The sequence below is a fragment of the uncultured Virgibacillus sp. genome (assembly GCF_947495635.1).
Taxonomy (GTDB): Bacteria; Bacillota; Bacilli; order Bacillales; family Amphibacillaceae; genus Virgibacillus; species Virgibacillus salarius.
In genome coordinates, this window is record NZ_CANMAB010000078.1 from 1 (window position 1) to 19,350 (window position 19,350).

At 36.8% G+C, this 19,350-nt stretch carries 21 protein-coding genes and 6 tRNA genes; 23 read left to right on the plus strand and 4 right to left on the minus strand.

Going from position 1 to position 19,350, the window contains the following annotated elements; translation table 11 throughout:
• Nucleotides 1-111: 111 nt before the first annotated feature.
• Together Q1A47_RS15100 and Q1A47_RS15105 are read right to left on the minus strand one after the other, a co-directional pair.
• Nucleotides 112-561 (minus strand): ImmA/IrrE family metallo-endopeptidase, encoded by a 450-nt coding sequence (locus Q1A47_RS15100; protein ID WP_034679274.1) that lies wholly within the window; start codon nt 559-561, stop codon nt 112-114.
• Nucleotides 562-742: 181 nt separating this feature from the next.
• Nucleotides 743-1,093, minus strand: a complete 351-nt coding sequence (locus Q1A47_RS15105) for a helix-turn-helix domain-containing protein (protein WP_026681893.1) — start codon at nt 1,091-1,093, stop codon at nt 743-745.
• A gap of 317 nt (nt 1,094-1,410) precedes the next feature.
• Here Q1A47_RS15105 and Q1A47_RS15110 point away from each other — a divergent pair, with 317 nt between their 5' ends.
• The 13 genes from Q1A47_RS15110 (at nt 1,411) to Q1A47_RS15170 (ending at nt 10,911) form a co-directional block, all read left to right on the plus strand.
• Nucleotides 1,411-1,827, plus strand: a complete 417-nt coding sequence (locus Q1A47_RS15110; protein WP_026681894.1) for a helix-turn-helix domain-containing protein — start codon at nt 1,411-1,413, stop codon at nt 1,825-1,827.
• Between the two features lie 288 nt (nt 1,828-2,115).
• Nucleotides 2,116-2,634: a phage major tail protein, TP901-1 family gene (locus Q1A47_RS15115; RefSeq protein WP_166530880.1), complete on the plus strand. Its 519-nt coding sequence runs from the start codon at nt 2,116-2,118 to the stop codon at nt 2,632-2,634.
• Nucleotides 2,635-2,731: 97 nt separating this feature from the next.
• On the plus strand, nt 2,732-3,094 hold the full coding sequence (locus Q1A47_RS15120; RefSeq protein ID WP_166530879.1) for a tail assembly chaperone: 363 nt from the start codon (nt 2,732-2,734) through the stop codon (nt 3,092-3,094).
• A 152-nt stretch (nt 3,095-3,246) separates the two neighbouring features.
• Nucleotides 3,247-3,471, plus strand: coding sequence for a hypothetical protein (locus tag Q1A47_RS15125; protein ID WP_166530878.1), 225 nt, complete (start codon nt 3,247-3,249; stop codon nt 3,469-3,471).
• Entirely contained in the window at nt 3,455-5,095 is a 1,641-nt protein-coding gene (locus tag Q1A47_RS15130; protein WP_166530877.1) for a hypothetical protein, read from the plus strand. Before Q1A47_RS15125 ends, Q1A47_RS15130 begins: the two co-directional genes overlap by 17 nt.
• A gap of 10 nt (nt 5,096-5,105) precedes the next feature.
• Nucleotides 5,106-5,642, plus strand: a complete 537-nt coding sequence (locus Q1A47_RS15135) for a distal tail protein Dit (RefSeq protein WP_166530876.1) — start codon at nt 5,106-5,108, stop codon at nt 5,640-5,642.
• Nucleotides 5,632-5,970, plus strand: a complete 339-nt coding sequence (locus Q1A47_RS15140) for a hypothetical protein (protein WP_166530875.1) — start codon at nt 5,632-5,634, stop codon at nt 5,968-5,970. Before Q1A47_RS15135 ends, Q1A47_RS15140 begins: the two co-directional genes overlap by 11 nt.
• Nucleotides 5,970-6,302 carry a phage distal tail protein gene (locus tag Q1A47_RS15145; RefSeq protein WP_166530874.1) on the plus strand — a complete coding sequence of 111 codons (333 nt, stop codon included), beginning with the start codon at nt 5,970-5,972 and terminating at the stop codon, nt 6,300-6,302. Before Q1A47_RS15140 ends, Q1A47_RS15145 begins: the two co-directional genes overlap by 1 nt.
• 2 nt (nt 6,303-6,304) lie before the next feature.
• Nucleotides 6,305-9,289 carry a phage tail spike protein gene (locus tag Q1A47_RS15150; RefSeq protein ID WP_166530873.1) on the plus strand — a complete coding sequence of 995 codons (2,985 nt, stop codon included), beginning with the start codon at nt 6,305-6,307 and terminating at the stop codon, nt 9,287-9,289.
• Nucleotides 9,290-9,466: a hypothetical protein gene (locus Q1A47_RS15155; RefSeq protein ID WP_166530872.1), complete on the plus strand. Its 177-nt coding sequence runs from the start codon at nt 9,290-9,292 to the stop codon at nt 9,464-9,466.
• Nucleotides 9,467-9,554: 88 nt separating this feature from the next.
• Nucleotides 9,555-9,830: a hypothetical protein gene (locus Q1A47_RS15160; RefSeq protein ID WP_166530871.1), complete on the plus strand. Its 276-nt coding sequence runs from the start codon at nt 9,555-9,557 to the stop codon at nt 9,828-9,830.
• Between the two features lie 13 nt (nt 9,831-9,843).
• Nucleotides 9,844-10,077: a phage holin gene (locus Q1A47_RS15165; RefSeq protein WP_026681901.1), complete on the plus strand. Its 234-nt coding sequence runs from the start codon at nt 9,844-9,846 to the stop codon at nt 10,075-10,077.
• A gap of 66 nt (nt 10,078-10,143) precedes the next feature.
• On the plus strand, nt 10,144-10,911 hold the full coding sequence (locus Q1A47_RS15170) for an N-acetylmuramoyl-L-alanine amidase (RefSeq protein WP_026681902.1): 768 nt from the start codon (nt 10,144-10,146) through the stop codon (nt 10,909-10,911).
• 601 nt (nt 10,912-11,512) lie between these two features.
• Here Q1A47_RS15170 and Q1A47_RS15175 read toward each other — a convergent pair.
• Nucleotides 11,513-12,184 carry a cupin domain-containing protein gene (locus Q1A47_RS15175; RefSeq protein ID WP_026681903.1) on the minus strand — a complete coding sequence of 224 codons (672 nt, stop codon included), beginning with the start codon at nt 12,182-12,184 and terminating at the stop codon, nt 11,513-11,515.
• A gap of 337 nt (nt 12,185-12,521) precedes the next feature.
• On the minus strand, nt 12,522-13,298 hold the full coding sequence (fabI, locus tag Q1A47_RS15180) for an enoyl-ACP reductase FabI (protein ID WP_026681904.1): 777 nt from the start codon (nt 13,296-13,298) through the stop codon (nt 12,522-12,524).
• A 253-nt stretch (nt 13,299-13,551) separates the two neighbouring features.
• Between fabI and Q1A47_RS15185 the strand changes: the two genes are divergently transcribed.
• The 10 genes from Q1A47_RS15185 to Q1A47_RS15230 all read left to right on the plus strand — a co-directional run bounded on the left by Q1A47_RS15185 (nt 13,552) and on the right by Q1A47_RS15230 (nt 18,977).
• A tRNA-Glu gene (locus Q1A47_RS15185) sits at nt 13,552-13,626 on the plus strand.
• 27 nt (nt 13,627-13,653) lie between these two features.
• Nucleotides 13,654-13,729, plus strand: a tRNA-Val gene (locus Q1A47_RS15190).
• A 4-nt stretch (nt 13,730-13,733) separates the two neighbouring features.
• A tRNA-Thr gene (locus Q1A47_RS15195) sits at nt 13,734-13,809 on the plus strand.
• A 45-nt stretch (nt 13,810-13,854) separates the two neighbouring features.
• A tRNA-Tyr gene (locus Q1A47_RS15200) sits at nt 13,855-13,939 on the plus strand.
• 10 nt (nt 13,940-13,949) lie between these two features.
• Nucleotides 13,950-14,024, plus strand: a tRNA-Gln gene (locus tag Q1A47_RS15205).
• Nucleotides 14,025-14,237: 213 nt separating this feature from the next.
• Nucleotides 14,238-14,310, plus strand: a tRNA-Lys gene (locus tag Q1A47_RS15210).
• 299 nt (nt 14,311-14,609) lie between these two features.
• Nucleotides 14,610-15,899: a hydroxymethylglutaryl-CoA reductase, degradative gene (locus Q1A47_RS15215; protein WP_166530870.1), complete on the plus strand. Its 1,290-nt coding sequence runs from the start codon at nt 14,610-14,612 to the stop codon at nt 15,897-15,899.
• Nucleotides 15,896-16,864: a mevalonate kinase gene (gene mvk / locus Q1A47_RS15220; RefSeq protein ID WP_121604328.1), complete on the plus strand. Its 969-nt coding sequence runs from the start codon at nt 15,896-15,898 to the stop codon at nt 16,862-16,864. Before Q1A47_RS15215 ends, mvk begins: the two co-directional genes overlap by 4 nt.
• Before the next feature lie 22 nt (nt 16,865-16,886).
• Nucleotides 16,887-17,861 (plus strand): diphosphomevalonate decarboxylase, encoded by a 975-nt coding sequence (gene mvaD, locus Q1A47_RS15225; RefSeq protein ID WP_026681907.1) that lies wholly within the window; start codon nt 16,887-16,889, stop codon nt 17,859-17,861.
• Nucleotides 17,862-17,873: 12 nt separating this feature from the next.
• Nucleotides 17,874-18,977, plus strand: a complete 1,104-nt coding sequence (locus tag Q1A47_RS15230) for a phosphomevalonate kinase (protein ID WP_026681908.1) — start codon at nt 17,874-17,876, stop codon at nt 18,975-18,977.
• Nucleotides 18,978-19,350: the final 373 nt, after the last annotated feature.

The following is a 19,350-nucleotide window of genomic DNA, read 5'->3' on the forward strand; positions in this document are numbered from 1 at the left end:
GTGGTCAAGCAAGCAGTAGCTATTATTCCATAATAGCTACTAGAGGAAGCGTAAATCTGAGCATGTAGTGATAAGGATTGAGCGAATTTTGCTCAGTCTTTTTTGCAATTTTTATATAAATTTATTTTTATACATCTCTAATCGCTTGCATGCAAACTCGTATTCTACATTGAATAGGTGCATAATTTGATATGGGGATGCCTTAGGAATGCGTTGTAGCATGAACGTAGGTACACATAAGTGGTAGCTAAAATAATTTGCTTGCCACTCTTGCAGTTCAATGAAGGCTTGAGGTAAATATTCCTGACGACCAGCATGCCATAGGTTATGTGCTATTTCATGGGCAAATTCCTGCCATTGAACTTGTTCGTTATTAGTGGCATTTAAAAAAATAATGCATTTACCATTCTTGTACACAGTTTCGCTGCTAAATTCCCAAAAGTATACGGGTATTTTTAAGGAGTTAGATATATTCTCGATTCTTAGCTCAGTAGGGATCTTTATGTTAATTTTTGCTAATAAATGTTGGATGTAGTCTTCTGTCCTTGAATATAAATACATAGTAGCCCCCTTAATAGAATGTATGTTCGTTTTTGGTGTAAAATAGATGGTGCACAATGTTGTACACCTAGTATATTTCATGTATATGTGGAATCAGAAAAGGGTATATTTAGTGACCATGTAACTAAAGCTTACCAATTAATAATGCTCATACTCAATTAAAATATGATGAACTAAAAAATCATGTCTGATCCTCTTCTTTAAAGGCCTCCCAGATTCTTTTAAGTCTACGGAGGTCTTCTTCTTTATTTTTTGGTAATTCTTTATACCATCTCTCTAAAGATGGGTCATTACGAAAGGCTGCAAACGCTTCTTCTTCCGAAAGCCTAGGATCATCAGATCGCCCTAGTAAATAATCTGTTGTACTAGATAATACAGTTGCCAACCGATCCAATTCATGATCTTTGATCGGTCTATCTCCTAGTTCAATTCTGTTCATAACACTCACATTTAAATGAACACGTTTGGCAAGTTCGCGTTGACTCCAATTTCTACTTTCCCTTAACTCAATAATTCTTTTTCCTATATTCAACGTAAACACCACTTTCTATATCAGCAACTAAATCATATCATAATTTCCAAAAAAGAAACAATTCATTTCTTAAACAGAAATACTTTTTTTGACATTTCTAATATAGCAATGTATGATAAGAACACATGTTCTATTAATTAAAAATGAATGGCTGGGAGGAAGTAACATGTGTTCAAACAAAAATAGGAGTGTAAGGAACAACAATTGTGTTAAATGGGTAGTCAATGAATATAGGCGAGATAAGCGAACCGGTCCACTATCACCAATATCAAGAAGTAATTATGCGCAGCTTTTATTTGAAAAGGGGGCGGGCTTCCATGAACAAGGAACAAATCGAGAGTACGTTAAAAGATTATCATTGGATGATTAAAGAAATAAATCGACAACGTAAGCTTTTAAATGAGGATATTGGTACAAGGTTGGTAGCTCCTTCAGGGATAGAATCATCACTCCCAAAAGCACAGGGAACCGTAAGCGATCCAGTAGCACAGGAAGTAATAAGGCGGGATAAGAAGAGTTCTTGGATTGTTAAACTAGAGAAGAAAGTGTTATTTATTCAAGAAAGATTGCCAGCTATCAAAGACCCTAGAGAGGCTACGGTTTTAGAATGCATGCTTGATGGGATGACAATAAGTGCTATAAGTCAGCATATGGGACTTTCAAGAAGGCATATTTATAACATTAAAGAATCAATTGTAGACAAAATTTCACAGTTTACACACTCTTCTCAGTAAATGACAAGTTAGAATAGCTTGATGTAGACTAGAGTCAAGCAAGATAAATCAACAACGATTTCTCACAGATGCATGTCCGAAATGACGTAAAACTAAACATTTCTTAGCTATCGATAGATATTAAAAAGTCGTGAATGCGCCAATGCGTGTTTAGGGCTTTTTTTTATTGAAATGGTAGTGAAGAAAAAGGAGGTGAAATTCAAGAGAAGATGAATAGTGGTTTGTAGTTGCATTAAGGAAGTAGGAGAGGAAGTACTTACTATTTTATTTGAATTCGGAGGGAACAAAATGGCAGATAATCAAATTAAAATGCAAGAAGGAAAAAACAAAATATTATTATTTCGTTTGCTAGAAAATCAAAGTGAAGAAGCAGCAAAGTTAGTATTTCAAACAGAACATACGTTTAGCTACTCTCGTGAGTTAGAAAGGATTATAACAAAGGATGGTTCCTTAATTAATGTCGGAGAATTAGAGTCAGAAGTTAGCATTGAAGCAATTCAGGCAATGGGTGATCCAGTAGGTGATATGCTTCGCCAATCTGTTATTAAAGGACAAAAGCTTGAACTATGGGAAGTAACAGTAGATGAGGAATTAAAAACACCAGATAATAAGTATCCAGCTATCTATGCTCAAGGTTATTTAGACTCTTGGGAAGACCCGGCAAATGCTGAAGAAAATGCTACAATATCTAGTAACTTTACAGTAGAAATGGAGCCACAATTTGGCGAAGCTACGTTGACAGATGAGCAGCAAGCTGCAGTACAGTACGCTTTCCAGGATACGACTGCTCCAACAAATGGTGAATGATTAATATACCGAGGTAGTTTTATGGGTTCATCCGATTTAATTATTGGATGAATCCATAAATTATTTGATTCTAATTGTAATGGAAGGTGGTAAAATAATGGAATTTGTAATTAATGAAAAAAAGTATGATTTAAAATTTGGAATTAAATTTATTCGAGAACTAGATAAGGAATATGAGGTGGATTACCAAGGAATGAAATTTGGTATGGGCGTAAATATGGCATTTATGAATCTACAACAGTTTAATCCAGTGGTCATACATTCTGTAATGAAGGCAGCTACTTCATATTTAGCTACACCACCAACGAATCAGCAGATAGAAATAGCTATTGAAAATTATGCGCAGGAGAATGACGGATTACATGACCTTTTTCTGTCATTGAAAGATGAATTGGGGAAGTCACCGGTCATGAAGGACACAATCAAACATTTTCAGAAGACAGCAAAAGTGAACAAATAGTAGATTCGGAACAAACATATGAGGATATTATTATAAATTGTTTTCGCCACTTTGGTTTTAAAAGTCTTTTTGAAATTGAGACACTAACTTTAAGAGAGTATTCCTTAAGACTACACGCATTTCGACTACAGCAAATAGATAAAGAGTATAACATGCATAAGCAGGCTTGGTTGAACCATCAAGTGACGTTAACAAGAGAACAAGGTAAAAAACAGGTTCCTATTTATAAGCGATTTAAAGACTTCTTCGATTATGAAAAATATTTGAAGGAAGTGAATAAACCGAAAATGCGCTTAAATAATAGAATGAAACGTATGGCAAAAGTAGCAAAACGAATTAATGCTGGAGAGGAGGTGTCACATGACAGAATCCTATGAAATTAATGCTTTTTTAGACGCCAATACATCTGGATTTGAGCAATCTATGCAAAATGCTAGTGGAGCAATGAATAATTTTATGAATAGTATGAATGATATTCAGGACGTAGGTGGATCCTTTACCGAGTTGCAAGAATCATTTGATCCTGTAGTAAACAAATTATCTGAGATGGAAGAATCACTTGGATTTATACCAGGTATGTCAGAGGGGATAGCACAGGTTCAATCTGTTCTTGACCCATTTTTGGGAGTTCTAGGTGGGACAGCTAGTATTCTAAACACGTTGTCTTCTGCTGTATTAGGATTTATGCCATTGCTTCAGGGAATACAACCAATCATTACACAACTCTTTACGATGTTATTAAATAATCCATTTGTATTAATTATTACATTAGTTGCACTATTGGTGACAGCTTTTATCTATCTATGGAATACAAGTGAAACATTTAGAGATATTGTAATAGGTGTTTGGGAGTCGATAAAATCATTTATTATGCCAGTTGTGCAAGAGATAGTGAATTTTGTGATGAGTTTATGGGGAATGCTAACCACTTGGTGGATGGAAAATCAAGCCTTGATTATGCAGATATTTAACTCTGTTTGGTCAGCTATTCGTACTGTAATTACTTCAGTGATGAAATTTCTATTGCCATTTCTTACCGTTGCATGGGAAACAATCTCACTTATCATTACCACTGTTTGGGATTATATAAAGACAGTGATCACTATTGCCTTAGAGATTATCTTAGGCGTTATTAGAGCGGTTATGCAAGTAATAACAGGTGATTGGTCTGGGGCTTGGGAAACGATAAAAACTACTTTTTACAATGTTTGGGAAATTATGAAGACATTTGTTGTAACAAAAGCACAAGAAATTTGGCAGTTTATTAAAAGTAAATTTACACAGGTAAAGGATACAATCACAACATTATTTACAAATGCTAAGGACGCTGTTGTAAGAGGATTTACCATAATGGTTACGAGTGCCTGGACGAAAGCACAGGAAATTGTTTCAGCGGTAAGATCAAAATTCCAAGAAGTATTTAACACTATTAGGACAAAGTTAATGCAATCAGTAACAGAAGTGGGAAACCAAATTGCTAAAATGCCAGGAAAGGTTATTGAATTTGCTGGAAGAATGGTCTCAGCAGGTAAGGATCTTATAATGGGATTAATTAATGGAATAAAGGAAAAAGCAGCTGGAGTAGCCAAAGCTGCTCTTGATGCAGCTAAAAGTGCGGTAAACGGTGTCCTAAGCTATTTAGGAATTAAATCACCATCCCGTTTATTTAAAGGTATTGGTGATGATACGATGGCCGGGTTTGCTATGGGGATAGATCAGATGTCGAAGAAAGTCGTGAATTCGGCAATCGCTATATCGGACAGAGTACAGGATTCCTTTAATCCTGAATTTGCAATGCCAAACATTGCAGGTCAGGTAAATAGCTTAAATCAAGCAGCTAATAGAAGAATGCAAAATCATTTGACGAATGAATGGAGTGTAACTAAACAGCCAGCATTTGTGAATGTAGCTATTGGTGGACAACAATTTACTGCTTTTGTAGAAGATATAACGAAGGTTCAAAATAGGAAAGATAACTTAACTCGTAAGCAAAATTGGTAGGAGGTGCTTTATGAGATTTGTAGATACGCAGGCAGTAAGCCGTACCGAAAATAACTCCTTAGCAATACAAACTATCTTTAATGAAAACAATTTAGATAAATTATTAACAGATGAAAATGGTAGTTTTGTAACGTTAACTGTTTCGGGAAGAAGTAATTTAAAGCAGCGTATTCATACAACGGAACTTCCTGGTGTTCATGGTGTTATGGAATCGAAAGGATTAACATGGGATGTCCGAGAAATCAAAGTAAAATATAAAATTTCAGATCAATCAAAGGAAGGGTTTAGGAGGAGATATAATCTATTAAACGATATGCTAAAAGGATCTAGAAAGGAACTAACTTTTACCGACGAGGATGTATCGTTTTATGCAACTTTGTTAGAAAGTGATGTACCTGAAGAATCAACAAATAGTTTGGTATCTACAATCACATTTTTGTGTTCTGATCCATTTAAATATGGGAAAAAACACCAAACTATTTCTTTAAGAAACTTTACTTGGGATGTATATAAGAATCAGATTTGGGGTGATTTTATTGGCAATTAGTACACCGACTTTGAAATTAGTAAAGCCAGAAATTACAGATGAAATTGGCACTTCTATTGCTAACTTTGCACAAAATGCAGATAAGATAGATTCAGCGATAAAGCAACTTCAAGAGGATAATTTAGCTTTACAAGGAGATGTAACGAAAAATAAAATGGATTTGGAAGCCATGAATGATTCTATTTCAAGCCTTCAAACAAATTTTAATACCATAAGTTCAGTAGTGGAAGAAAACAAAATAACGATTGAAACCATGCAAACACAGTTAGCTAATATCGAAGAACGTTTAACTGCATTAGAAACCGTATCAACAGAGGGTGAGGCATAATGCGATGGATTGAGATCGCACAAAAGTATGAAGTTAATGTACAAGGTTCAGTAGAAGCTTACCCTATTATTACTGCTGTAACCCAAAAGGAAATACCATATATTAAATTAAGTGTAGGCAATGCAGCGTTAAAACTGCATTATCCTTTTAAGAAAAATGATACTGTTAAAGTGGATTTTGATAAACGGAAAGTATTTATAAATGATGAATTACAAATGACATCAGTCGATTTGACCGATGCAGATTTTTTCCCGTTAACCCCAGGTCTTAATGAAATACAAACAGTACCTGCAATGCAATTAGAGGTTAAATATAGGGAAAGGTGGTTGTAATAATGAAAGAAAAATTATTTATTTTTGATAGGTATGATAATTTATTAGCAATCACCAATAACTATATAGAAGCTTTGTTGGAGGAGACGGTCGAGAAGCCCGTCTCTTTTACTATTACTTTTCCTATGTCTGATGAAGATGCAAGTTATTTAATGGGTGGCAATCAAATTGCATTCAGAGATTTAAAAGGAAATTTTAGGCTGTTTACAATTCGAGAGGTTGATGATAAGGACGGAGAATCTACAGAGAAGACAATTGAGTGTTTGCCAGGAATCCAAGAATTAACCGATGTAATTGTGAAAGAAGGAAAAATACAAAAAAAGCCAGCAGTTGATGCACTAGAGTTTATTTTAAAGAACTCTCGTTGGATAGCTGGAAATGTAGTAGATTTAGGGGATAATTCCATTAATTTTCATTATCATAATGCCTATGAGAGCCTAGGAAATTTGATAGGAATTTGGGGTGGTGAAATTGTTGATCGAATAGAAATAGAAGATAATAAACTTATAGGCAGATATATTGATATTGTATACCGTAAGGGCTCTGATTCAGGTAAACGATTTGAAATTGATAAAGATATAAAAAATATTACGAGGACTGTCTTATATTATCCTAAAACTGCCTTGTTTGGAAAAGGTGGTTCTATACAAACTGAAGAGGGAAATGAATCAAAACAAGTTTCGTTTCGTGATGTAGTATGGTCAAAGGATAATGGTGATCCTGTAGATAAGAAGTTAGGACAAGAGTGGGTAGGAGATGCTGAAGCATTGAATAAGCACGGCATTCCAAATTTAAAAACTGGAAAAATGATGCACCGATTCGGGATATTTGAAGATAATGATGAAACAGATTCCCAAATATTGCTTGAAAAGACATGGAGAGCGCTACAGGCTGAAAAGGAGACCCAAGTACAGTATGAGATGGATATTATTACCTTTTATCAGATTTCAAGTTACGAGCATGAACAAGTCTTTTTAGGAGATTCAGGGATAGCACGAGATAAAAATGTTAAGCCAATGATACTCATTGAGGCACGTATTATGTCATGGAAGTATGATATTGGGAATCCAAATAATGGAAGTATTGTTTTAGGCAACATACTAGACTTAAATCCTGATAACACTGAAATTAATTGGGTAATAGATAAGGTGAAAGAAGATAGCGGGAATTGGGATGCAGGTGGTGGACCAATTACAGATCAAAAATTTCCAGATGTAGAACCACCGGTTCCGTTAAATGTTGTAGCTGATGGTTTATTTAAGAAAATTGCACTATCGTGGACATTTGAATCTACGTACATCATAGCTGCATATGAAGTTTATGCAAGTCAGATAAATGGATTTGTGCCAGATCCAACCAATCTTGTCTTTCGAGGTAAAGTAGGGGCTTTTAACTTTGCTACAGACACCGATGAAAAATGGTATTTTCGAGTACGGGCAGTTAATACACATGGTACGCCAAGTGATTATTCAGAGCAAGTTAGTGCATCCACTGTACAATTAGCTTTACCAGACTTAGAAGATATTGTACCTGAATTTATTAATTATAGCATTTATGAGGGTGATGAACCACCAAATGTTAATGATTATACGTATTGGTTAAATACGAGTGAAGAGCCAAAGCTTTTATATAAATGGAATGAAACATTAGAAGAGTGGTATGCGCTTGCGCCAACTAATGCAGCCGATATAGAAGCAGTTAGTGAAAATGAATATAACGAGAAAATAAGTTCAATCGAAGAAACTGCAGAGCAAATTTCTTTAAGTGTGTCAACTTTAGAGCGAGAAGTTGATGAACATAATATAAGTATAGAGGATAACAGGTCAACCATTGAACAGCAAGCTAATGAGATAGCGCAAAGGGTAAAAGCTACAACGTATGAAGCTGATATGAGTGACATGAATATTCGAGTTACCCATGCTGAGTCTGAAATCATTCAACATGCGGATGAAATTCTGCAACGTGTTGAAAAGAATGGGGTTGTCTCAAGTATCAATCAGTCACCCGAAGAAATTAGAATTAATGCTGAACGTATTGCAATTAACGGAGATTTAGTTGTCAATGACGGAAAAGTCTATATTAAAGATGGTGTAATAACTAATAATCTTATTGCAGGAAATGCCAATATAGATGGAGCCAAAATAGCTAATGCTTCCATTACAAATGCCAAAATAGCGAATATAAATGCAGATAAAATTAATGCTGGAATATTAGACGCTAATAAAGTATTAGTCCGTGTGAAAAATGGTACGCAAGCTATAGAGATAAATGATAATGGCTTTGAAACGGTTGATAACAATGGCAACATCCGGATTCATATAGGGGTACAAAATATAGGGGGGAAAGGTCAATCCAATCCTGCTACAATTAGATTCTTTGGTGGAAGTGGAAGTGTAAGTGCTGGGGTTGGAATGAATGTTAATAATCATTTTATTATCGGTAGTGATCAAAATGGGGTATCAACATCTATTTACTCAGATTCCAACCAATTATATTATGGACAACAGCATAGGTTCGTTGCTTATGGTGTAACTAACCCCGCAGATTTTTTTCAGTTTTCAAGTGTTCTAAATACAGGAGGAACTGCAAGAGAACCTTATTTTAGAATACCACGTGATAATGTAGGGTATATAGGTTCACCATCTTTTAGGTGGTGGAGAATTTATGGACACAATGTACACGCAAATAATTTTAATGAGATCTCATCAAGAGATTCAAAAGAAAATATCCACACTATCGATTTAGAAGAATTACAACGGGTTTTTAATAAAATTGAGATAAAAAGATTTAATAGAAAGATTGGGGATAAGAAGACCGGCATTAAGGTACACACAGGTATAATTGCTGAAGACGGGCCAGAGGAGTTAATGAATGAGACGCAAGATGGCGTTTTATTGGGAAGCGCTATTTTTACAGTGGCCGGTGCACTCAAGTATCAGATGCAGAGAATCGATAACATTGAAAAGAAATTAGAAGGAGCATTATAAATGGAACATAATAAAGATATCAACCTACAATATGTAGTTAATTCATTAACCAATCAGATATCAACTCTTACTCAAGAAAAAGCATATTTAGAAGCAATTGTTACAAGTCAGCAAGAAGAAGCCAATAAATTACGTGAGGAGTTAAATAAAGCGGTTGATAAAAATGACTCATTATGACAATTTCAAATAGGAAAGCGAATCAGGGGAATTTAGATAGTAGGTAGGCTATAGATTTATGTAACGTCATAGATGTGGGGAGGCGGACATGTCTGAACAATGGTATACAAATAAAGAATTATTTGAACAAATAAGTTCTATCCAGGGAGATTTTAAAGACTTGCGTTCTGAAATGCAAGAAACAAGGAAAATTATTAGAAAGTATAATGGCTTACGAGAAGAACTTGGAGTAATCAAAGAAAAAGTAGATAGAATGGAAGCCGAATCAGAAGGAAAAGAATCAGTATCAGAAGCTGTCCGCTTATGGAGTGGATGGCTTTTTGGTTTGTTAACACTTGCAGTTCTAATTATTCAGCAGTTTTAGTGGAGGTGAGTAAATGGACAAAGGCACGATCATTCGTACGCTAGTATTGGCATTGGCGTTGCTTAATCAATTTTTGATAATTGCTAATCTAAACCCTATACCTGGAACAATGGAGACGTGGGGCGAAGCAATCTCTATTATATTTACTGCTACAGCAAGTACATGGGCTTGGTTTAAAAATAACTATATTACGTCAAAAGGTAATGAACAAAGGAAAGTATTACAGCAATCTAATCTGACAAGATAGTCAAGCGGCTAGTCCAAACGGGCAAGTCGCTTTTTTAATATAAAAATAATGAAGGAGGAATTTTTTATGACAAAAATTTTTATTGATGCAGGACATGGTGGTAGTGATCCAGGAGCAACTGGAAATGGATTACAGGAGAAGGATGTTACGTTGGCCATTGCTTTAAAGCTACGTGATATTTTAAACAGTGATTATGAAGGACATTCGGTTATGCTTTCGCGGACAACGGATCAAACATTATCCTTATCACAACGTACGAATATGGCTAATAGCTGGGGGGCAGATTATCTCGTTTCTGTTCATATTAATGCAGGTGGAGGTACCGGATTCGAATCCTACACTTACAATGGTAGCTATTCAGGCAAGGCTGAAACGAATCGATTACGTGCTATTGTGCATAATGCCATTGTGAATGAAACAGAGTTTAGGGATCGTGGAAAGAAGGAAGCAAACTTCCACATGGTAAGAGAATCTGCTATGCCAGCTGTGCTTACGGAGAATGGTTTTATTGACAATGCTGCAGATGCAGCAGCATTGAAGTCGGATGCTTTCCTAAATAAAATTGCTCGTGGTCATGCAGAAGGTTTAGCAAGTGCATTAGGTCTTACCCTTAAAGATGTAAATGATGGGCAAGGATATATTGAAGTAGTTGTTGATTCATTATGGACTTATAATACGGCAAATTGGAATGATAAGGCAGTTATAGTAAATCAAGGGGAAGTCTTTACTGTCATTAGGGACAAGTTCCCAGTAGATGGAGGTTATATGTATCAAATTAAGAGCGGATTGTATATTACTGCAAATCCAACCTATGTAAGGTATTATACGAAATAAAAAATCCGCTAAGGGTGTTGAATCCCCAAAGGTTACTAGATAAAAAAGATTAACCTTTGGGGTTCACCTCACTGTGAGGGAGGATCTTTAACTTTTGCTTATTCAAAATAAAGATCAAAACCTTCAAGTATTTCTCTAGCAGTTTTATTTTTTGCTTAATTGCTTTAAACCTCCACCATAGAAATTTTATCCCGCATATAACTGACAGTAAAACCCTCACTGATTGAAGTTTCACTCTATATAGGGTTGGGCGCCTCTGTTAGTCTGTCAAGGTGCTTATGATCGAACCCAGTTTTCCTTTTATGCACATTACTAGCTACATATTTATGTTCAAAAAGTTAATATGGAAATTGGAAACCAATATGATGCTTATGAGCTCCCGATATCTAAGCCAAAATATACCAATTCACATAGTATAATTAAAATTACTATTAACTTAAAAACAATCCTCAGTTCGTACTAATTTTTCCATTAATACCTTTTTAAAATATTTATGTTTAAGAAAATCTACTATAATTAAATTAAGAGGAAGAAGAATTCATAGTACTTGTCTAATGGTAAGGCTTTCTTTGTTATTTTTTGAATAGAGTTGGAAGTTTCCTTAACAATTGTAGCCAGGATAATAGCCAGGGTGGGGATGGCTGTATACATATTGCATCGGATTATAAGGGTGTGGTAGCGGCATGTTTGGATAATGAACTGAAGTATAACCTTGGTTGTTATTTTTTGATTTGCGACTACATTCATCCGTTGGTCCAATAATAATGGTTTCGTTTTTTATCGGTGCAACGGCCTCTTTCCATGCTTCTGGATCTAAGCAATACGTATGAGCTATAACGTCTACAGGAGTTTTTGTCAAGATATCTGACCCTAAGATATATTCAGGATATGGCGCGTCAAAAATGGCTAGTAAATGTGTGTTGTTCTCTGACGCTTCTTCCCAATGCCACCATCCCTGAGGTATATTTGCAACTTGGCCTGGTGTGATTGGTATATTTTTAACTTCGTTATTGAAAGGGTTCATAAAGGAAACGACAGCTGAACCACTAATACAATACACCAATTCTGCTGCGTTTTGATGATAATGTGGCTCAACAACATGACCCTTGCTTAAATAGATATCAAGTATCGATACATTACTTAATGTATTTAATACATCTCTTCCTAACCGGTTAATATAATTCTCGGAATTCCTTGTAAATAATCGATTCGTATTTAAATCCGAGAAATATTCCACGTCAGGCTTCGTGTAATCCATGTAAGAAGTTACCATAAGCTTTTCTCAACTCCATATATTTAAAGTTATTCACATCATATCTTATGAAAAGGTATGGAAAGTGTGACAAATGCCTATATTGCTTACAACTAAAATTATGAGAAGCTTGCGAGAAAGAATACAAATGACATAGCGTTATGATGAATTAACGAAAGTATGGAACGTGATAGGGTGGCTATAGAAGTAATTCAAGCTAACAGGTAGGAATAAGTTTGATATAGTAGCCTAGCCATCGGTGTTCGTTTAGAAGGTAAATGACCATGTCTATAGGGTGATTGTTAATAATTTTTCTTTTGACATAAACAAAGGACGTACACGAATGCACGTCCCACTACTAACCGCCAATAATATGGTATCCAGAATCAACATGAAGAACTTCTCCGGTAATACCTCGGGAAAGTTCACTCATAAAGAATAGTGTAGCATCTCCAACTTGATCCTGATCCACATTTTTTCGAAGAGGAGCTTTTTCTTCGATCATCCCTAATTTTTCGTTGAAACCAGACACTCCTTTGGCTGATAGTGTACGAATTGGTCCGGCAGATACTGCATTAACTCGAACACCATATTTACCCATATCTTCAGCTAAATATCGCACGCTTGCTTCTAGAGAGGCCTTGGCAACACCCATAACATTATAGTTTGGAATAACCCTTTCTGCACCAAGATAAGTTTGTGTAACAATACTTCCACCCTCTGTCATTAGGTCCTTTGCGGCTTTTGTTACAGCTACTAAGGAATAAGCACTAATTTCCTGAGCTAGTAAAAAGCCATCTCGTGATGTGTCTGCATACTCACCTTGTAATTCCTCTCTGTTAGCAAAGGCTACTGAATGAACGATTCCATGAATGGTTCCAATCTTTTCTTTTATGGTAGAAAAAGCTTCAGTAATACTCTCGTCATTAGCTACATCACAGGATACAATCAACTTAGCTGTAATATCATGCTTATCAAGAAGCTTTGTCAATTTCTTGTAAGAACGATCTTGTCTATATGTAAATATTAGATTTGCTCCTGCTTTATGTAAGGATGATGTTATTCCCCATGCGATGCTTCGTTCACTTGCAACACCCATGATAACAATGTTTTTTCCTTCTAATAAATTCGTCATCAAAGTACCTCCATAATAATTCTTTTGTACATTATAACCTATCCCATAAATTGAAAGAAAGTCTTATCTATTGTATCATAGGACACTTCGTAATAAATTGCATCAAACCTTTGATCTTGTAGGGGTTGAAACGAAAAAATAAAAAAAATTAAATTCCCCCTTTACAAACCATTCATATCTGGGTATAATAAAATTCGTTGGTTTACGACAGAGTTTAACAAAATTCGTTGTAACATATGCCAAATAAATGTTTGGCCCGTTGGTCAAGTGGTTAAGACACCGCCCTTTCACGGCGGTAACACGGGTTCGAATCCCGTACGGGTCACCAATATTATTTTAATATACGAGTGGTTTTGGAGGATTAGCTCAGCTGGGAGAGCACTTGCCTTACAAGCAAGGGGTCGCAGGTTCGAGCCCTGCATCCTCCACCATAAAGCCGGCCTAGCTCAACTGGTAGAGCAACTGACTTGTAATCAGTAGGTTGGGGGTTCAAGTCCTCTGGCCGGCACCATTTTTTACAAACCATGAATAAATTATAATATATAGTTAACAATATGGAGGGGTAGCGAAGTGGCTAAACGCGGCGGACTGTAAATCCGCTCCCTCAGGGTTCGGCAGTTCGAATCTGCCCCCCTCCACCATTTTTATTGTTGGGCTATAGCCAAGCGGTAAGGCATCGGGTTTTGATCCCGTGTACCCCAGGTTCGAATCCTGGTAGCCCAGCCATTTTTTTATTTATGGGTCTTTTTTTGGGAAGAGCCCTATTTTTTTGATGAATGAATTTTTCAACACGAGCCATTAGCTGGCCGCAAGCATCAGCGAATTAACTACTAGATGCAGGCCTGCGAGGAGTGTGGCATCAGCGAGTTGTCATTCAACACGACGAGCACCATTTTTTGTCAAGCTAAAGCTTAACGTATAAATTATTATTTTCAACACGAGCCATTAGCTCAGTCGGTAGAGCATCTGACTTTTAATCAGAGGGTCGGAGGTTCGAATCCTCCATGGCTCATTTATATTAATAGTATAGAAACGTCATATAAAAGGTGGGATAAACAAGGTCGTTATGGAATGTAGCAGCCTTGTTTATTTGCATTTTAGAGTGATTTTTTACATAATAGTAACAGTTATTTTTTTATACATAGCATGGTATTATGATATCATGTTTTCTTGAGTGAATGTCCTTAAAGGGAGACAACATTTTCTAATGAAAAATGGTACAATCGTGATATAATTTTACTATAGATAATGCCTGATAATAATTTATTCCGTACGAATTTCTATATACAACAATTAAAAGGATGATAGGCAATGGAGACCTCCAGAATTCCTGGTTTTTATAAGAAGTCGGTGGAAGAACGCAGAGATTTGCTGAGAGACATGCATGGGTTGACAGATCAAGATATAAATACCTTAGCTGAGAAGGAAGCGTTATCCCCTGATACAGCTGATAAGATGATTGAAAACGTAATTGGTACTTTTCCCCTTCCGTTAGGATTAGGATTGAATTTCTTAATTAATGGGAAAGAATATGTAGTACCAATGGCGATTGAAGAACCTTCTGTTGTTGCTTCTGCTAGCCATATTGGGAAAGTAGTGAGAGAAGCAGGAGGTTTTACAACTGAAGCAACAGATAGAGTCATGATCGGACAAATTCAGGTTGTTGGATGCCCAGATTTGCAACAAGCTAAAGATAAATTGGTAGCAAAGAAAGATGTACTAATTGAAAATGCTAATGCTGCTTACCCAAGTATTGTGGCAAGAGGCGGTGGTGCAGAAGACCTTGAAGTACGCATACTAAATGAAGAATCCAACTCAGCTTATCAGCAAATGCTTATATTGCATTTATATATTAATACATGTGATGCAATGGGAGCGAATATTATAAATACCATGGTTGAATCGTTAGCTCCGATGGTTGAAGAATTAACACAGGGCAAAGTTTATTTGCGTATTTTGTCTAATTTTGCGGATAAATGCTTAGCACGCGCAAAGTGTGTTATTCCTCCTGAGCTTTTAAGAACTGGTGATTTTTCTGGTGAGGTAGTAAGAGATGGTATAGTAAGCGCTTATGAGTTTGCTGCTTCTGATCCCTACCGAGCAGTAACGCATAATAAAGGAATTATGAACGGTATCGATCCAATTGTAATTGCAACCGGAAATGATTGGCGGGCTGTCGAAGCTGGTGCTCATGCTTATGCGTCTCGGAATGGCCAATATGGTTCAATGACAACGTGGTCGGTTGATAAGTCTGGAAACCTTGTCGGTGACTTAGAATTGCCAATGTCAGTAGGAACGGTAGGAGGATCTATTCGTGTTCATCCTATTGCAAAAATTGCCCATAATATCTTAAATGTTGAATCTGCCCAAGAACTAGCACAGGTAATAGTAGCCGTTGGTTTGGCACAGAATCTAGGTGCGCTAAAAGCATTAGTTACAGATGGTATACAAAAAGGCCATATGGCTTTACATTCTCGTTCTGTTGCTATTGCAGCAGGAGCTACTGGGGAGTTGATCGATATCGTATCTGAGAAATTAGTAGAAATGAAGGAAATCCGTGTCGGAAAAGCTAAAGAATTGGTGGAAGAATATACAAAATGAGTGCAGAAAAGGCAACAACAACAGAAAAAACAGCTATTGGAATAGCTCATAGTAAACTAATTTTAATCGGAGAGCATGCAGTTGTACACGGACAACCTGCCATTGCTATTCCGTTTCCATTAGTAGGTGTAGAGTCCGTTGTGGAACAAGTACCAGGTACAGTGAAAATTGATACTACTTTCTACCATGGTCCACTTACGTTGGCACCAGAATCATTACATGGTATTGTGCAATGTATTCAAGGAACCTTAGAGTATTTAAATATGCCTTGTCAGGACTTGTTAATTCGCATTAAATCCTCTATTCCACCTGGAAAAGGACTTGGGTCAAGTGCTTCAGTGGCTATTTCGGTAGTCCGTTCATTATTTGCTTATTTTAATGAGGACTATACGGATGAGGATTTATTACGATTGGCTAATATAGCAGAAACCTTTGCACACGGTGCTCCAAGTGGTATTGACACGTTGACAATTACATCCCAATCCCCTGTTTGGTATGAAAAAGAGCATCCTATTGACTTTATAGAACTAAGTGATGATTTTCATTTTGTAGTCGCGGATTCCGGACGGATCGGCGATACTCGTTTGGCTGTTGAATCCGTTGCTCATCTAGTAAAGATGGCTCCAAAGAAAATTCATCGTAAATTGGAGCGCATTGGTAAATTAACACATCATGCAAAGCAAGCGTTGGAAAAAAAGGGTAAACATATTTTGGGACATATGTTAAATGAAGCTCAAAAAGAACTAGAGGCGTTAGGAGTAAGTGATGCTGGCTTAAACCGCTTAATTAATTTTGCCCGAAAAGAAGGAGCATTAGGTGCGAAACTAACAGGTGGCGGTAATGGAGGTTGCATTATTGCTCTTGCCCAAAATGAGGTACACTCCAGACAGCTCGCTGATAAATTAAGAAAATTTGGCGCTCATGCTGTTTGGCCATTTGTTCTAAAAGGAAATAAGGACAAATAATAGCATAGAAGGAGACTCATGCATGAAAGCAACTGCTAAGGCACATACAAATATTGCCTTAATTAAATACTGGGGAAAGCGAAATGAATCCATTATACTACCAACAAATAATAGCCTATCACTTACCTTAGACGGCTTTTATACAACAACAACCGTAGCGTTTGATGATTCTCTTTCTGAAGATCGATTTAAATTAGATAACCAACTGATAGCGGGTGATCAGTATAATCGTGTTACAGCATTTCTTGAACTGATAAGAAAAATGGCAGGGAAGCACATTTATGCAGATGTTGAATCGGTAAACGATGTTCCGACTGCGGCAGGCTTTGCTTCATCAGCATCTGGTTTTGCTGCATTGGCTGCTGCTGGTACGAAAGCAATTGGATTGAATTTAACCAATCAAGAGCTTTCTCAATTAACACGTCAGGGCTCTGGATCTGCTTGTCGTTCTATATATGGAGGCTTTGCGGAATGGGAAATGGGAACGAAAGAAGACGGTTCAGATTCATATGCTGTACCGATCGCACCAGCTGACCATTGGGATATCCGAGTCGCCGCGGTAGTGTTATCATCTACCAAGAAAAAGGTGTCAAGTCGTACAGGTATGAAGCGGACGGTAGAGACGTCGCCATTTTTCCAAGGGTGGATTGATAGTATCCCAAATGATTTAACACAGATTAAACATGGCATTCAAGATCGTGATTTTCAAAAAGTCGGGGAAATTGCTGAAGCGAATTGCTTGAAAATGCATGCAACAACTTTAGGTGCTAATCCGCCATTTACTTACTGGCATGATACTACACTAGCCGTCATGCAAACAATTCAAGAAATGCGTGCTCAAGGTATTCCAGCTTATTTTACAATTGATGCAGGACCAAATGTTAAAGTTCTCTATTTACCTGAGCATGAAAAAAATGTCGAACAGACACTTATAAATTTACCTGGTGTATCAGATATACGATTAAGTAAACCGGGTCAAGGAGTAACCTATTTGTAGGGGTTGAACGATTTGTCACAAACATCAATGACTATAAAAGTACCAGGAAAATTAATGATGGCTGGAGAGTTTGCCGTATTACAACCAAATAACCATTTGGTTGTAATGGCTGTTGATCGTTATGTATTTACGACAATCCAGCTAAAGGATACTAACAAGATTAGTTTAATGGATTTTCAATTAACGAATCTATCATGGAAATATAGCGATGGGAAAGCTGTCATTGCCTCTGATGATCCGCGAACCCGTTTTGTAGAAGAAGCTATGACAATTGCCATCACTTATTTGAATGAAAAACAAATTTCACCAGCACCTTTTCAACTAACTATCAATAGTGAGCTAGATGATGAATCTGGTGTAAAATATGGGCTAGGCTCTAGTGCTGCTGTAGTAACCTCAGTTATTGCTGCTATTTTAAAACAATTCCTCCCATTTGACCCTACTGCTGAACTAATATTCAAACTTGCATCGATCTCACATGTTATTACACAAGGAAATGGATCGGGTGCTGATGTAGCGGCATCTTCATATGGAGGTTTTCTTGAATATTCCTCTTTTCAAGCAGAATGGTTAAGAAAAGCTCATAAAGATGCTAAATCTCTAACTGAACTTTTGCAATGTGACTGGATATATTTTTCGTTAGAGCCGGTTCAATTGCCGAAAAATGTCTATATGTGTATTGGTTGGACAGGTAGCCCTGCATCCACACCGAAACTTGTCGATAAGATTTTACAATTGAAATCGGATAATTTGACACAATTTAACCATTTTCTCTCGGAAAGTGAAAAGGCGGTTTCGAAGATTTTAACCGGAATGAAGCAGAATAATGTAGAATCCCTGTTCGATGGTGTTAAGCAAAATCGACACGCGTTGGCCACGGTTGGACAACATGCAAAAATAGCTATTGAAACACCTCTTCTTTCTAAACTATGTGACTTGGCAGAAGCTTGTGGAGGTGCTGGTAAACCTTCCGGCGCAGGGGGGGGCGATTGTGGAATTGCTTTTATGCCCTCACAAGAACAAGCGCAGCAACTAATGGAGATGTGGGAAAAAGCAGGAATAAAACCACTGTCACTAAACCCAAGTCCATTTGGTGCAAAAATAGCTGAATCATGATGAATATATGGATGTTACCATAAGGTAGTATCTTTAGCTTAAAATGCAAGCAGTCTCTGGCTTATTTGCCGGGGATGCGGATATACAGAACAAAGTGAGACTCCCCTTTATCTGAAGGAGAGTTTTTTTATAGTTTAGAAAATTACATGTTGATAAATATGGGCGCTTTGAGTCGCGCCCAGAAACGAGGCGACTTCACGAATTCCTACGATAAGTCATCATCGACTCGCAAGCACTCCTTGATTCCTTTATCTCCGTTGATGCGCTCCAGTTGCTACATTTCTATCGGGAGCTTCCGCTTTTGTTCTAAGTTAAGAAAGTATAAAATCAGTGCAATGACTGCGTTAAGCCAAGTAGTTATTTTGAAATGTTT